Origin of the sequence: Nitrosospira multiformis (genome assembly GCF_900103165.1) — a bacterium.
GTDB classification, from domain to species: Bacteria; Pseudomonadota; Gammaproteobacteria; order Burkholderiales; family Nitrosomonadaceae; genus Nitrosospira; species Nitrosospira multiformis_D.
In genome coordinates this window covers 2,954,116-2,968,853 of the sequence record NZ_FNKY01000001.1, presented here as the reverse complement: position 1 = coordinate 2,968,853, position 14,738 = coordinate 2,954,116, and the positions used below count along the sequence as shown (strand labels likewise).

Annotated in this window: 11 protein-coding genes; 5 read left to right on the top strand and 6 right to left on the bottom strand. The window is 49.2% G+C overall.

Features of this window, described 5'->3' with window-relative positions; translation table 11 throughout:
- From bioH to bioB, 3 genes are all read right to left on the bottom strand, one after another.
- Positions 1-762 (bottom strand): pimeloyl-ACP methyl ester esterase BioH, encoded by a 762-nt coding sequence (bioH, locus tag BLR00_RS13365; RefSeq protein WP_074633501.1) that lies wholly within the window; start codon positions 760-762, stop codon positions 1-3.
- Positions 759-1,937, bottom strand: a complete 1,179-nt coding sequence (bioF, locus tag BLR00_RS13360; RefSeq protein WP_074633498.1) for an 8-amino-7-oxononanoate synthase — start codon at positions 1,935-1,937, stop codon at positions 759-761. The genes bioH and bioF overlap by 4 nt, the downstream gene beginning before the upstream one ends.
- Positions 1,938-2,024: 87 nt before the next feature.
- Positions 2,025-3,011 (bottom strand): biotin synthase BioB, encoded by a 987-nt coding sequence (gene bioB, locus BLR00_RS13355; RefSeq protein ID WP_074634321.1) that lies wholly within the window; start codon positions 3,009-3,011, stop codon positions 2,025-2,027.
- A 740-nt stretch (positions 3,012-3,751) separates the two neighbouring features.
- Here bioB and uca point away from each other — a divergent pair.
- The 5 genes from uca to BLR00_RS13325 all read left to right on the top strand — a co-directional run bounded on the left by uca (position 3,752) and on the right by BLR00_RS13325 (position 11,233).
- Positions 3,752-7,384, top strand: coding sequence for an urea carboxylase (gene uca, locus BLR00_RS13345; protein WP_074633493.1), 3,633 nt, complete (start codon positions 3,752-3,754; stop codon positions 7,382-7,384).
- 137 nt (positions 7,385-7,521) lie between these two features.
- Positions 7,522-8,418 (top strand): cysteine hydrolase family protein, encoded by an 897-nt coding sequence (locus tag BLR00_RS13340; RefSeq protein ID WP_218124333.1) that lies wholly within the window; start codon positions 7,522-7,524, stop codon positions 8,416-8,418.
- 600 nt (positions 8,419-9,018) lie between these two features.
- Positions 9,019-9,396 (top strand): hypothetical protein, encoded by a 378-nt coding sequence (locus tag BLR00_RS13335; RefSeq protein WP_074633490.1) that lies wholly within the window; start codon positions 9,019-9,021, stop codon positions 9,394-9,396.
- Between the two features lie 484 nt (positions 9,397-9,880).
- On the top strand, positions 9,881-10,333 hold the full coding sequence (locus BLR00_RS13330) for a hypothetical protein (RefSeq protein WP_074633487.1): 453 nt from the start codon (positions 9,881-9,883) through the stop codon (positions 10,331-10,333).
- A 486-nt stretch (positions 10,334-10,819) separates the two neighbouring features.
- Positions 10,820-11,233: a hypothetical protein gene (locus BLR00_RS13325; protein WP_074633484.1), complete on the top strand. Its 414-nt coding sequence runs from the start codon at positions 10,820-10,822 to the stop codon at positions 11,231-11,233.
- Between the two features lie 24 nt (positions 11,234-11,257).
- Here BLR00_RS13325 and BLR00_RS13320 read toward each other — a convergent pair whose 3' ends face one another.
- The 3 genes from BLR00_RS13320 to BLR00_RS13310 form a co-directional block, all read right to left on the bottom strand.
- Positions 11,258-12,646, bottom strand: a complete 1,389-nt coding sequence (locus tag BLR00_RS13320; protein WP_074633481.1) for a porin — start codon at positions 12,644-12,646, stop codon at positions 11,258-11,260.
- A gap of 808 nt (positions 12,647-13,454) precedes the next feature.
- Entirely contained in the window at positions 13,455-13,901 is a 447-nt protein-coding gene (locus tag BLR00_RS13315) for a hypothetical protein (protein WP_074633478.1), read from the bottom strand.
- Positions 13,902-14,167: 266 nt separating this feature from the next.
- A complete protein-coding gene (locus BLR00_RS13310; RefSeq protein WP_074633476.1) occupies positions 14,168-14,599 on the bottom strand; it encodes a hypothetical protein in 432 nt (143 codons plus the stop codon).
- Positions 14,600-14,738: the final 139 nt, after the last annotated feature.

The window sequence follows — 14,738 nt, the reverse complement described above, 5'->3', positions numbered from 1 at the left end:
TTATGAGAGAAGCCTGGTCATGCCGGTTATAAACTGATCGGGATAGGCCAGGAATGGCGCATGACCGCAACCGGGCAGCATAACCAGTTCTGAATTTCCAAGTTGTTGATTCATCCATTTCGCCGCATCAGGGTGGATAATCACATCATTCTCGCCATGCATCAGTACGGCTGGTTGCATAATATTTCTAATTTTTTTCCGCAAGTCGCTCATAAGCAGAATTTTCAACCCCATTTGCAACGCAGCTCCGTCCGGTTGATCACGCTGCAAAACACTGACACGCAATTGTGTCAGCACTGCTATGGTGTCATCACTGCCGCTCACCTGCAACGTGAGAAACCTGTTAAGGGTCGTGGCATAATCCCGCTTTAAATTTTGCATGAATAGTTGCAAAGTTGCGGCCTCCATTCCCCATTGCCAATCTTCCCGCTTGACAAAGCAGGGGGTTGTTGAAATCAAGGCAAGTTTCTTAACACGCTGCGGCTCACGCAATGCAAGCTCAATGGCCACCTGGCCTCCCAGCGACCACCCACAAACAATACAGCTCGCGGGCAAGATATCCGCAACCATTTCGACAACGTGTTCCAGTGTACCGGGCTCACAGGCTGGACTGAATCCGTGCCCCGGCAGATCCACCAGGTGCAAGCGGAAATGCTTTGCCAACCGTGTGCGTACGTCGTTCCATATGCCGCCGTGCATGGCCCAGCCATGCAGCAGAACAAGATCAGGTCCCGTACCGGTAACTTCAACATAAAGACTCATCGGCTGACAGAGTTGTTATCCAGCTCTCTTAACACCGCACCCAACCGGACAATATCCGCCATATCATGCGACGCGGACAATGAAATCCGCAGCCGTGCCGTGCCTGGCGCTACCGTGGGCGGGCGAATCGCCGGAACAAGAATGCCTTTTTCGCGTAACGTCGCGCTGATCTCCAATGCCTTGTCATTTTCCCCAATAATCAAGGCCTGGATAGGCGTGGCGGACGGCAGTAGCTGCCAGCGCAGCGATCTCATTTCATTTTTCAGCTGCGCGATAAGTTGTCTCAGTTTCTCACGCCGCCATTCCTCTCCTTCGATCAATTCCAGGCTTTTCAGCAAGGCATGGGACAGCATCGGCGGCGTTGCAGTCGTATAAATATAACTCCGTGCATGCTGAACCAGTGTCTCAATAATTTCGTGTTCCGCAGCAACGAAAGCGCCGAATACGCCGGCTGCTTTGCCTAGCGTTGCCATGTATATGATGCGCCGGGAATCAACAGCGAACTGAGAGACTGTTCCCCGCCCCCGCAAACCCAGTACACCAAAACCGTGCGCATCGTCGAGCATTAGCCATGCATCGTATTTTTCGCACAATGCCAGCAAGGCGGCAACCGGCGCGACATCCCCATCCATACTAAATACCGCATCGGTTATCACCAATTTACGTGTTGCCTGCGACATGGCGAGTTGCCGTTCCAGCACCGACAGATCGAGATGCGGATACCGGATAAACTTCGCGTTGGAAACCATCGCGGCATCATTGAGTGAAGCGTGATTGAGCTTGTCGGCGAATATGGCGTCGCCACGGCCTGCCAGCGCGGTAACCATCCCGGCATTGGCCATATAGCCAGTGGAGAACAGCAATGTCTGAGGAAAGCCCGTGAAGCGCGCCAACGCTTCCTCCAGCGCATGGTGTGCTGACGAGTGCCCGCTGATAAGATGCGAAGCACCCGCTCCCACTCCATATTGCCGGGCGCCCTCGCAGACTGCCTCAATCAGTTGAGGGTGATTGGCAAGACCGAGATAATCGTTGCTGCAAAATGCGAGGTATTTATTTCCCGCTATGGAGACATGTGTTTGCTGGGGGCTCTCCAGAGTTAGACGGTGACGGTATAGCTTCCTCTTTTCACGGCTGAGGAGTTCTTCGCGTAATTGCACCGTGAGATCGTTAGACATTTCCGGTTGACCTCCAGTCAGCTATGCGCCGGGAACCTATGCGCACCAGGCAGGCACGCAAGTTGGCGCAGACAGAGGGGTAGTGTGTTACATCGCGTGGAGTCCCAGCTTCTCAAGCAATGCCTTGTCCCGCTCAGCTTCCGGATTGCCGGTGGTAAGCAACTTGTCACCGTAGAAAATCGAGTTGGCACCAGCAAGAAAACATAGTGCCTGCACCGCATCCGACATTTCCTGCCTGCCCGCCGACAGCCTTACCATTGCCTTCGGCATGGTAATGCGTGCTGCTGCAATGGTGCGCACGAATTCCAGCGGATCGAGGGCCGCTGTACCATACAGCGGCGTACCTTCGACCTGGACCAGATGGTTGATGGGAACGGATTCGGGATAAGGATCGAGATTCGCCAGTTGCGCGATCAGGCCGGCACGGGCATGACGTGATTCCCCCATTCCCACGATACCGCCACAACAGACGTTTATACCTGCGCCGCGAACCTTCTCCAAAGTATTCAGGCGATCCTGGTAATTGCGGGTGGTAATGATTTCGCCGTAAAATTCCGGTGCCGTATCAAGATTATGGTTGTAATAATCGAGTCCGGCTTGTTTAAGCTGCTCCGCTTGCCCCGGTTTTAGCATGCCTAATGTGGTGCAGGTTTCAAGTCCCAATGCTTTTACGGCGCTTACCATTTCCGTCATTTTTTCGATGTCTCGCTGCTTGGGTCCACGCCACGCCGCCCCCATACAGAACCGGGAAGCGCCTTGTGCCTTTGCCGCTGCTGCCGTAGCAACCACTTCCTCAAGCGACAGCATGCCTTGATTCTCCACACTCGTGTGATAGCGCGCTGCCTGGGGACAGTAGCCACAATCCTCCGAACACCCGCCGGTCTTGACGGAAATCAATGTAGACAACTGCACTGCGTTGGCATCGTGATACTGGCGGTGAACTGATTGCGCATGATGGATCAAGTCGTTAAATGGCAGATCCAGCAATGCCTCGATTCGCGCAACATCCCAAGACGGGGATCCATCATCTGCGTCAGTATGGTTATCTGCCGCACCGCGGGGGTGCTTTTCCATTGGACTGACAGTATCGAAATTGGCAGCCATGCCAGAGGTAAGCTGATTCATAACTTTCCTTTATTAATATATAGTTTAGTGAAATTCGTTTAATAAAGTTGCCAATTCATCTGCACTATAATTAAACGCGAAAACTGCCAATTCAATTTGAGGACGATTAAATTGTCCGGCATTTCCCTATTGTTGTCAATTTTTTTATCTGATATTCTGAACAACAGATTAAATATAATGCAGCAGTGAGAGGCCGGCAAAATCCTCATCCTTTGAGCTAAGTGCCGTCCAATATTAGGAATGGGCTCCAAAGTTCAAACGTGGGCAGGTATCGGGACGGATTTTGCTTTCATCTTAAAAGCAGCTTGCTTGTTTTGTGAACCGTTCCTGGATAGTCGATTGTGACGTGATGATTGGATTTTTGATTACAGGTGATTTAGGAGATTTCTTGATCAGGAGACAAAATTGCTGGCACACGATGACTTCTATAAGTGGTTCAACATGGGCAAGGATCATCAGCCCATCAGATTATTTATGAGTATATTGGTTTGGAAAATGACAAGTTATGTATTTGGTTTCTACGTTGATCAAGTATCGGGAATTAAGAACATAATACATAATCATGTTAATTCGAACTGCCCGTAACTAAACGATCATGCAACCCTACGCTGGGTAGCCTCGTCGTTAGGATGTTTTAAATGATATGACATAAGATTCGTCCTGCAGCCAGTCAAAATAGGGAATAGATCATGTTTGAGAAAGTATTGATTGCCAATCGCGGGGCTATTGCCCACCGCATTATTCGTACGTTACGCCGCATCGGAGTGAAAAGCGTGGTGGTCTACACGGATGCCGATGCACTGTCACGGCATGTGCTGGATGCTGACGAAGCGTATTGCATAGGCAGCGGAGTTGCCGTGGAAAGTTATCTGTGTACCGACAAGATTCTCGAAGCAGCCAGGCATGCTGGTGTGGAAGCCATTCATCCGGGTTATGGTTTTCTCAGTGAGAATGCGGATTTCGCGGAGGAATGCGCTGCACATGGCATTTGTTTCATCGGACCTACCCCACTACAGATGCGTGCTTTTGGACTGAAACATACCGCACGAGAACTGGCTTTGCAGAATCAGATGCCGCTGCTGCCAGGAACCGGCTTGCTGAAAGATATGGAGGATGCGCTGGGTCAGGCTATCCGTATCGGTTATCCGGTTATGCTGAAAAGCACTGCGGGTGGCGGCGGCATTGGCATGCGCTTGTGCTGGAACAGTGAAGAGTTAAGTGGCGCTTACGAATCAGTGAGATACCTGGCGCAGAATAATTTCAAGGATGCCGGCCTGTTTCTAGAGAAGTATGTGGAAAATGCGCGTCATATTGAGGTGCAGATTTTCGGCGACGGAAAAGGTGGGGTGGTTGCGCTGGGTGAACGCGACTGTTCGATGCAGCGGCGTAACCAAAAGGTGATTGAGGAAACCCCTGCACCCGATCTTACTCCCCGCCTGCGTCAAGCTCTGCTGGATGCAGCTGTACGGCTGGGCAAGGCAGTCAACTATCAGTCTGCCGGTACAGTCGAGTATATTTTTGATGCATTCGGCGGTGAATTCTATTTCCTTGAGGTTAATACGCGCCTGCAGGTGGAGCACGGTGTAACCGAAGAAGTCACCGGGATCGACCTGGTGGAATGGATGGTACGGCAAGCTGCAGGAGAACTGCCACCGCTGGATTCATTCGACATCAAGCCCCAGGGAGCGTCCATTCAGGTGCGCGTTTATGCTGAAAATCCGGCCAAAGAATTTCAGCCTTCCTGCGGCACGCTTACGGCAGCCGAATTTTCGCCTGAGCTTCCGCATGTTGCGCGCGTCGAAACCTGGGTGGAACGTGGTGTTGAGGTGTCCCCATTCTATGACCCAATGCTGGCAAAAATTATCGTACATGCAGTAGACCGAGATCAGGCTATCGCCAAGATGCTAGCTGCTTTGGAGGGCACCGCGCTGCATGGTATCGAAACCAATCTGGATTATCTTAAACAGATTCTGCGCGGTACGGCATTTCGCAGCGGACGGTATGCGACAAACTTTTTGAATGGTTTTCATTATATTGCACAGACCGTCGACGTGCTGAACCCAGGCGTACAAACCACGGTGCAGGATTATCCCGGGCGGATCGGATACTGGAATATTGGTGTACCGCCATCCGGGCCGATGGATGGATTGGCATTTCGCCTGGCCAATCGTCTGGTTAATAATGCCGGCGATAAAGCCGGGCTTGAGATCACTCTGGCTGGCCCCACGCTGCGCTTCAACTGTGACAGCTTAATCGCAGTGTGCGGTGCCCCCATGGAAGTACGTCTGGATGGTGAGCCCCTGGCGCAATGGCGATCGCATTCGATCAAAGCCGGTGCGCTGCTGCAGTTTGGCAAGCTCAGAGATGGCGGCTGCCGTGCTTACCTGGCGGTTCAAGGGGGTTTCCAGGTACCTGATTACCTGGGCAGCAAATCTACATTTACGCTTGGGCATTTCGGCGGGCACGCTGGCCGCACTCTGCTCACCGGCGATGTGCTGCATATCGTAGCGGCAGATACCCGTGCTCACCGCGTGCTGCCGGAGGCATTGATACCTCATTACAGCAATAAATGGGACATTGGCGTGCTGTACGGTCCACACGGAGCGCCAGATTTTTTTACCGAGGAGGATATTCGGATTTTTTTTGCTGTTGACTGGAGAGTGCACTACAACTCAAGCCGTAGCGGTGTGCGCCTGATCGGACCAAAGCCGCAATGGGCACGCAGCGATGGCGGTGAGGCGGGGCTACATCCCTCCAATATCCATGACAATGCCTACGCTATCGGTGCGGTGGATTTTACTGGCGACATGCCAGTGATACTTGGCCCGGATGGTCCTAGCCTGGGGGGGTTCGTCTGCCCGGTCACCATCGTCCATGCCGAATTGTGGAAGATGGGACAGCTCAAGCCCGGCGATAGTGTGCGCTTCTACCGGATGTCAGCGGCGCAAGCCCTTGCGCTGGAAAAATTGCAGGATGCGACTATCCGGCATCTTCGGCTGCCGAAAATTATTCCTGCATTGCCCAAGCCAAGCGGCACAATGGATGGCCCTGTACTGCATTGCATTCCGGAAAATCCAGGACAAGTGCAGGTGGAGTATCGGCAGTCCGGCGACAAAAATCTATTGGTCGAATATGGGCCGCCGGAACTCGACCTCAATCTGCGCCTCCGCGCGCACGCGCTGATGGAGTGGGTGCAAGGAGCGCTCGATGCGGGCCGCTTCAAAGGCATTATCGATCTGACGCCGGGCATTCGCTCACTGCAAATCCATTTTGATTCGCGTGTGTTGTCGCGCAGCAAACTGTTGAATAGTCTCATTGCTGCCGAAAAGAAATTGCCACCTATTGAGTACTTAGAGGTGCCGGCTCGCATTGTCCATATGCCTCTGTCATGGAACGACATAGCAACACAGCTGGCGATCGAGAAATACATACAGTCGGTGCGCAGCGATGCGCCATGGTGCCCGAGCAATATTGAGTTTATCCGCCGGATCAATGGGCTGAACAGTATCGAGGAGGTGCAGCGCATCCTGTTCGAGGCGAGCTATCTGGTAATGGGGCTGGGGGATGTGTATTTGGGCGCACCGGTGGCGACACCCGTTGACCCCCGTCATCGCCTGGTTACCACGAAATACAATCCCGCGCGCACCTGGACTCCCGAGAACGCGGTGGGGATCGGGGGTGCCTACCTATGCGTATATGGGATGGAAGGCCCCGGTGGTTATCAATTTGTCGGTCGCACTGTACAGATGTGGAATCGCTATCGCCAGACAGCTGATTTCAAGGACGGCAAACCTTGGTTGCTACGCTTCTTCGATCAAATCCGGTTTTATCCGGTAAGTGAAAGTGAGCTCCTCAAATTACGCAAGGATTTCATTACCGGACACTTCAAACTGCGCATGGAAGAAACCACGTTCAGCCTGAAGCAATACAACACGTTCCTGCAACAGAACGCTGCGTCGATCAGCGCATTTAAAGCTAAGCAGCAGGCCGCATTTGAAGCCGAGCGTGACCGCTGGACGGTGGAGGGAAAAGTGGAATACATCAGCGAGATTACGCTGGACGAAGCGGATGCGCAGAGCGAACTGGATTTGCCGGATGGTGCACAAGCCGTGAGCGCGCACGTGACTGGCACGGTATGGAAACTGCTGGCAAAGGAAGGAGATCGCATCAACGTGGGACAACCGGTTCTGGTGATCGAGTCGATGAAAATGGAATTTACAGTGGATGCGCCGGTCAGCGGCATCGTGCGGCAGCTATTCAGCAAGGAAGGCGGGCATGTGTCAGCTGGGCAAGTACTATTCATCATTCAGGGTGAGATCTAGCGCGCAGCCGAATTGTTGCTGGCGGCTATTGCCGGTGAAATGATTTTATTCGTAAGTAATTTACAAGCCGGCCACCGGTTGGCCGGATTTAGGTTTAAGTAAAACTACATTTACTCATAGAAAGAAGGAAACCTGAAATGGGCCACGGCGTACGAAAATTGGTCGATGAGGGACTAGGCGTTGATAATTTACAAGAATATAAAGGCTTCTATAATTTAGCTCGCGATCGCCTGTTGGCAAAGGCGGAGATTGCCGCTGAGCGTTTTAAGGAGACCAAAACGTTCGAATTTCCAACTTGGCAATATGGGGAGCCGATCGGCACACTTTTAAAACTTGAAGTCGAGGACTGCCCCCGGTTTGGGGACATTGCATGGGTTGAAATGGACAGCGCACGCACTGCGTTTCTTTCCGTTGATATGCAAGTAGATTTTTGCGGCAGGCATGGGTATGTCGACGCCATGGGTTATGATCTATCCCTCACTGCGTCAGCTCTTATGCCTGTCAGGAACTGTCTCGAAGCAATACGCGGAACCGATATAAAGGTCATACATACCCGTGAAGGGCATGAACCGGACCTTTCCGATGCACCTTTCAACAAGGTATTGCGCAGCAAGATTATCGGCAACGGCGTCGGTATCGGTGAGATTCCGGAGGGCGGGTTGGGCAGGTTGCTGGTTCGAGGTCAGAAGAACTGGGATATTCATCCGGATGTTTATCCCGTCGAAGGCGAATATATTCTGGATAAAGCGGGCAAAGGTGCTTTTGGCAGCAGCAATTTGCACATGTATTTAAAAAATCTAAGCATAACGCATATTATCCTTGCAGGTGTTACCACCGATGTTTGTGTGCATACCATTATGCGCGAAGCTAATGACTACGGTTATTGGTGCATGCTGCTTAAGGATTGCACCGGAGCTACTGATCGGGGCAACTACGAAGCCGCCATAAAGTCTATCAAGATGGAAGGTGGTGTTTTTGGCAATGTGTCCGATTCAAAAAAGTTTATTGATGCAGTGAATAGGCAACTTCGCTGAGAGCAGCAAAAAACCTTCGTTAATCTGTGCAAGTAGGGCCATCTCATTATCTGCATGTGATGTTGGTCGGCAGCAAGCTGACAACGCTCTGGTGGCTGCTCGATCGCTATGAAACAGCGTGACTATCGAAGAATAGTCGTGGAAATGATCATGTCTTGCATGCTTTCCTGGGATACCTCAAGTATGGCAAGTAACGCAGCCAAATCGAGGAACCGGCATCGGGGAGGCGGCCGGTACGCCCTAGGCACTTAATCTCCGCAACAGTCCCTCGAGTTCCCTGTCTTCTCTTCTCGTCGCTTCAGCCGTCAGAATTCTAGTAGACCCCAACCCGCTGAACTTCCTTTTCGTTGCGTTTCTTACTAAATTCAACCTCGCGAAACTGTGTTAGTTTGAGGAGCAACTATACGTAATTAGCACCTTGGCTATGTTGCACGACTGCTGGCTATTCAAGTCTTTTTCAAGTAAACGCCGATTTATTCGTTTGATTGGCATTTTTCTAAGGGTTTTACCTAGCATAAAATCAAGGTTTCCCCAATATACTCGTCGTGTTGACTAAGCTAGGATAAAACCACTTCCATTCTATTTGGGTTCATTACTATCATGAAAACAAATTTAGAAAATGTTTTTGCAGCGTTATCCGTAATGGGCATCCTGATTTTGGCAAGTCCAGTGGCGACGGCGGCTCATCATGTCGACACTCCGGATCGTGCGGCCATCCAGAATGCTACCATGCGGGGCGACCATGAAGCCATGGCAAAGTATTATGAAGATATCGCTGCGCAGATGCAGGTAAAAGTAGAAGAACAAAAGGAACTGTTGGAGCAGTATGAGAAAATACGCCTGTATGGCTGGCAGTCCCATAATTTGAAATCGCGTACCTTGGCTTTGATACGTAAGTATGAGCAAGCCGCGCGATCAAATAGGGAAGAAGCCCTTTCTCATCGCCAAATGGCCTCGGCGCTTCAGGAACTCAATTAAGCAATTCATGGTGGCCAAATTCCACAGATGTAAGTGCTGCGGTAACTGCTGGATTTCGGAAAGGAAATGCGATGTTCCCTAGGCTCGTGAAAACAAGTTATTAAGTTTAGATGTAATTTCTCTTGTTAATGCTGGTGATATGAATTGTCGTTTTTCTATGAAATAATTGTGATAAGAGTCTTGACAAAGGATTTCAGGGCTGGCATTATCTCACTACCTAGATTGCTGTAGGTATAAAAGACTCTGACCATTCGTCCGTAGCAGATAGCAAGGACTCTGAATATCCCGTCCGTAGCAAGGTAGCAAGGACTCTGAATGCCACGTCCGCAGTAAGATATTAAGGACTCTGAATATCCCGTCCGTAGTAGGTAGTAAGGACTCTGACCATCTGTCCAGTGTAAGGACTCTGACCATTCGTCCGGTAGCAAGGACTCTGACCATCCGTCCAGAATGATTTTTAATCAATGGAATAGGAGAAATCAAAATGGCAACGACACTAGGCAAAAAGACAAAAGATATTTTTACGACTTTATCCTTGTTTGGCTTATTGGCCGCATGCGCGCTGATGAGTACAAGCGTACGGGGAGAGAATATAGTTGGTCATGCGGCTATTGGGAATGTTACAAACCCAAGCGAGCATAATGTCTTGGCAAAGCAGTTTGAAGATGCCGCCAGGGAAATGCAGATAAAGGCGAATGAACAAAAAGAATTGCTTGAGCAGTATGAGAATGGGCATCTGTATGGCTGGCAATCTCACAATTTGAAATCGAATACCTTGGCCTTGATACGCAGGTATGAGCAAGCCGCGCGGTCAAATATGAAAGAAGCCGCTTCTCATCGCCAAATGGCGCAGAAAGCTAAACACAATTACGCGATCCATGGTGGTTTGCGGAGTGACTCTGCTTTTGGGGAAGCGCTCCGTGTGGAAAATAATTGACATTGCTGCAGGATCAATAGCTCCAAAGCCCCTGGAGTAGCGGTCACATTCGACATGCTTCAAGGGAAGTAAGCTTGAACAATATGAAGAACCCCAGTATGGCTTGGGAACTTCATAATTCAAGTCGCATATGTTGGTTTTGCTACTCAAGTATGAGCTGTCTGTACGACCAAATATGAAGGAAGCCGCCTTCTCACCGTCAATGGCAGAGAAATATAAGCACAATTTCGGGATTCATGGCGGTGAAATGCCACAATCCAGGGTAATGAAGGCGATATTACCTAATTAGCAATTATGGAACTTCAGGTGAAGTTGCTTATATTTTCTGAGTTTTCTTGTTTAATACCGATAATTTTTGCTCGTGTGCGCGTTTGAATTGTCGTTTTTGTGTGAAGTTATTGTGAGCAGAAATTGACATAATATTTATAGATGAGCATAATTAATTAGATCAAGTTTTGTCGCTCAAATAAGATTTTAGGGACGTCCATGAATGCAGAAAGATTATTCATCGCCATAGTTACTACGGGTTTGTTAGTGTCGTGCGCTCCAATGACTTCCCATGAAGCTATCCAGAATACAAATATGCGTACTGCGGCTAAAAACGCTAAAACTCGCAGTGATCATGATGCCATAGCGAAGCATTTTGAAGATGCCGCCAGAGATATGCAAGCAAAGATTAGCGAACAAAAAAAATTGCTTGAGCAGTATGAGAGCGAGCGTTTGTATGGTTGGCAGTCTCATAATTTGAAATCGCAGACCTCGGCGTTGATACGTAAATATGAGCAAACTGTGCAATCAAATATGAAACAGGCCACTTCTCATCGTCACATGGCATGGAGATTTGAGGAAGACCGTTATGCGATTGATGGCGGGCAAGCGCCGCACGCCAGAAAGAATTGATAGGGTGCCTGCTGCCTGCTCATTTCAAAACGATGCCATGAAATCGAGCGAGAACAGCCACTGGTCCTTCTTGCCATCAAAGGGCCGATATGGCTGATCGAGACCAACTACCCGGTCATAGCGAATATTTGGACGGACGTTGAAACTTCGCATTGCTTTCCAATGATCCAGTTTCAATCTTTTCGCTGGTTTCCAGTTCAAGCCTATGGTCGTTTCGTAATAATCGGCGGGTGCGGAAGTAATTGGGAAGTTGCCTGCATAACTAACGCCTTGATTATTGGTGGCGAAAGCTACCCGAAGTGGAGAGGGAACCCGGAAGCCGTCTCTATCACGGAACCACTCGCCACGGATGCCTATAGTCAGGTCCTCCAGGAGGTCATAATACAGATGCGTATTGACGCCTATCCATTGTACATCCTTCTGCTGGCCATTCATCAGCGCCCCACCGACGAAGCCGTGCACATAATGCGCAACAAAATGAGTTTTATTGGTAACCCGATATTGCAAGACCGAGCTAATCAAAGTCCAAGGTTCGTGACTTCTTGCAGAAACATCACCAAAAGTGCCGTAGATATTAAATGAATTTCTTTTGTCCTCACCAACCCACATGATACCTGCTATGCCATTCCAGTTAGTGAGTGCGGTTCTAGTTAAATTACCGTCCCAGCCACCGGTGCCGCTGCCAGTGATCGGCCCCGCAATTAAAGACCAATTCTTAGTGAGCTTATAGTCAAATAATAAACCCATATGAGTAAACGGGTGACCATTGTCTAAAGAATATGCATGTGTGTAAAAGAAAACATCGGGGGCTGGACCGATTTCGTAACCGGTTGGTGAAAAGAAATGGCCGGCCTTGATGTTGAGGCCATTTCCAACTGGTGCGTAGAATTCCAGATAGGCCTGGGGAAGCGCTATGCCATAGGTGCGAGTCGATTTACAGCAAATATTAAGGTCCCAGCTACCTCTATTGTTGGGTTCGCCGCTGTTTACATCGAAAGGAGGGATGCCGGCTGCCTGGTAATAAATAGCGTCCGTACCGAACATGAAATCGATACGGCCCCCAAAATCCCATGTTCCTCCCTCCGCCACCACCGGGCGCTCCAAAAATACATTAAATTGATTCAATTGAAATCGATCGGCACGATCAGCGAAACTGACAGGACCATTAAATCCATCGCCCGGGTTATTCGCGTTGTAAGTCGCTCCAGCTTGGAACCACCCTCCAACTGTTATGCCAGTGTCTTTAAATAGCGTCAATAAGCTATTAACAGAGGAATTGCTCTTATTAAACGAGGAGTTGCTGTTATTGGCATAAGGATTTTCGCTATTGGCATAGACATTGCTTAAATCCAGGGTAGGTAGGAAAATCAACACACTTGCCAAGAGCTGAATTTTTATTATTTGCCTTTGCATTTCAATTCCCCCTATAATTTTTAAGAAATGATTAGAACGCTAGCGCGAAAGGTCTTTGAGGAAGGCGCGCGATGAAAACCATGGATTTGTACAAGTGGCTATTGGATTGGAGATGATGGTCAATTGGACAACAGAGCGAATCGAATGGGTATTGCGATAATAGGTAGTACCTGTTGAGTACTTGGGGCGGTCAGTATTTGACCGGCCGACATGAAGACATACCAAGCCGATGCGAAGATCACCCTGATGCCGGGGAGTGGTTACACACTTTCCCGCAACAGGTATTTGTGACTGACTAATCCGTAGAACAGGAGAGAGAAGGCCAAAGATCATCTTCACGAACTCTGGGCGATTAAGGTAATAAGTGCCCGAACTTGAGCTCTGAAGAAATCGTCGTGCGGGCTCATAAACCCATTTCAGGCTACGTTGCGGGCTGCTGAATTCCATTTCCTATACCCCTCTTTTGATATAGCTTGCAACGCCTACCGTATTTGGCACCTTTCCCGCAATAATTTCCTAATTGCCAAACGAGACAATTTTCCGCAAAATGAAATGTCCTCTCATACCTGCAGTCGTGACACAAATGTACCTGACCGCATACGGCAACCTCTCTGGATTCCCTACGCTCAAGATATGTTGAGCTGTTGCTTACCTTGGAATCTGTAACAATTGGGGCTTTACCCATGCTTGCCATTCTGGCTACTCCTGTGTGCTGGAAGCATTTAGAGATCTCTCCGAAACTTCTTTCCTGTTGTGAGTAAAGCCCCAATTTTGCGTGGGTCTATATGTCTATGACATATTTATTCGGTTAAATATCACTACTGAATCCGCCAATCTTTTGTGAATGTGATACTGGATTACCATTCTTCTCAAGTTCGGAAGCAATTCGCCGGTGAGCGGCGGCTTTTTCTACATTAGCCGTTACAGCTTGCTCATAATTGCGTATTAATGCCCACGTGCGTGCTTGCAGGTCTTGAGCACGTTTACCATAGAGGTAGCTTTTTTCCTCATAGTGCTCAAGTAGCTGTTTTTGTTCCGTTGCCTTTACCCATAGCGCCTTGGCCTTATCTTCATGGGATTTTGCCAGGATCATATGTTTGCTTTCGCTTGAGGTCGTGGCACTCGGAATGGCTGCTTGGCCAGCAAGATTTTCTCCCTTTACATTTGTAGTCATCAGCGCGCATGCGGCCAATAAGCCAAACAGGGATAAAGCCATAAAAGTATCTTTTGTCTTTTTGCCTAGTATCGTTGCCATTTTGATTTCTCCTATTCCATTGATTAAAAATCATTCTGGACGGATGGTCAGAGTCCTTACTACCGGACAAATGGTCAGAGTCCTTGCACTGGACGGATGGTCAGAGTCCTTTTACTACCGGACGGATGCTCAGAGTCCTTGTTACCCTGCTACGGACGGATGTTCAGAGTCCCTTTTACTACTGGGGGGCAAATGATCAGAGCCCCAGATGTTGGGAACAATCTGTTTGGGAGAGTTCCTACAATCTTAATTTCGGCAGAATTTCATTAATAAATAACATTAACCTTTTGCGGGCGTGCTACGGAGCTATTATTCTTTTCAAGTTCGGAAGCAATTCGCCGGTGAGCGGCTGCTTCCTTTATATTGGCTGTCGCAGCTCGCTCATAATTACGTATTAACGCCGATGTATGTGCTTGCAAATCCTGAGCACGTTTACCATAGAGATAGCTTTTTTCCTCATAATGCTCAAGTAACTGTTTTTGTTCTTTTGCCTTTACCCACAGATCATCAGCCCTATCATCATGGTATTTTGCCAAGGTCTTATGTTCGCTTGAGGTTGCAGTGTTCTGAATACCTGTCGCCCCAGCGGGATCCTCCCCAGTTTCGTACGTTGCCATTGGCGCGCATGAAGCTAATAAACCGACTGTAGATAAAGCTGTAAAGATATTTTTTACTTTTCTGCCTAGCGTCACTACCATTTGATTTCCCCTATCCCCTTGATTAAGAATCACTACTGGACGGATGGTCAGAGTCCTTGTTGCCTTGCCACGGACGGATAGTCAGAGTCCTTTGTTACCCTGCTGCGGACGAATGTGCAGAGTCCTTGTTACCTTGCTG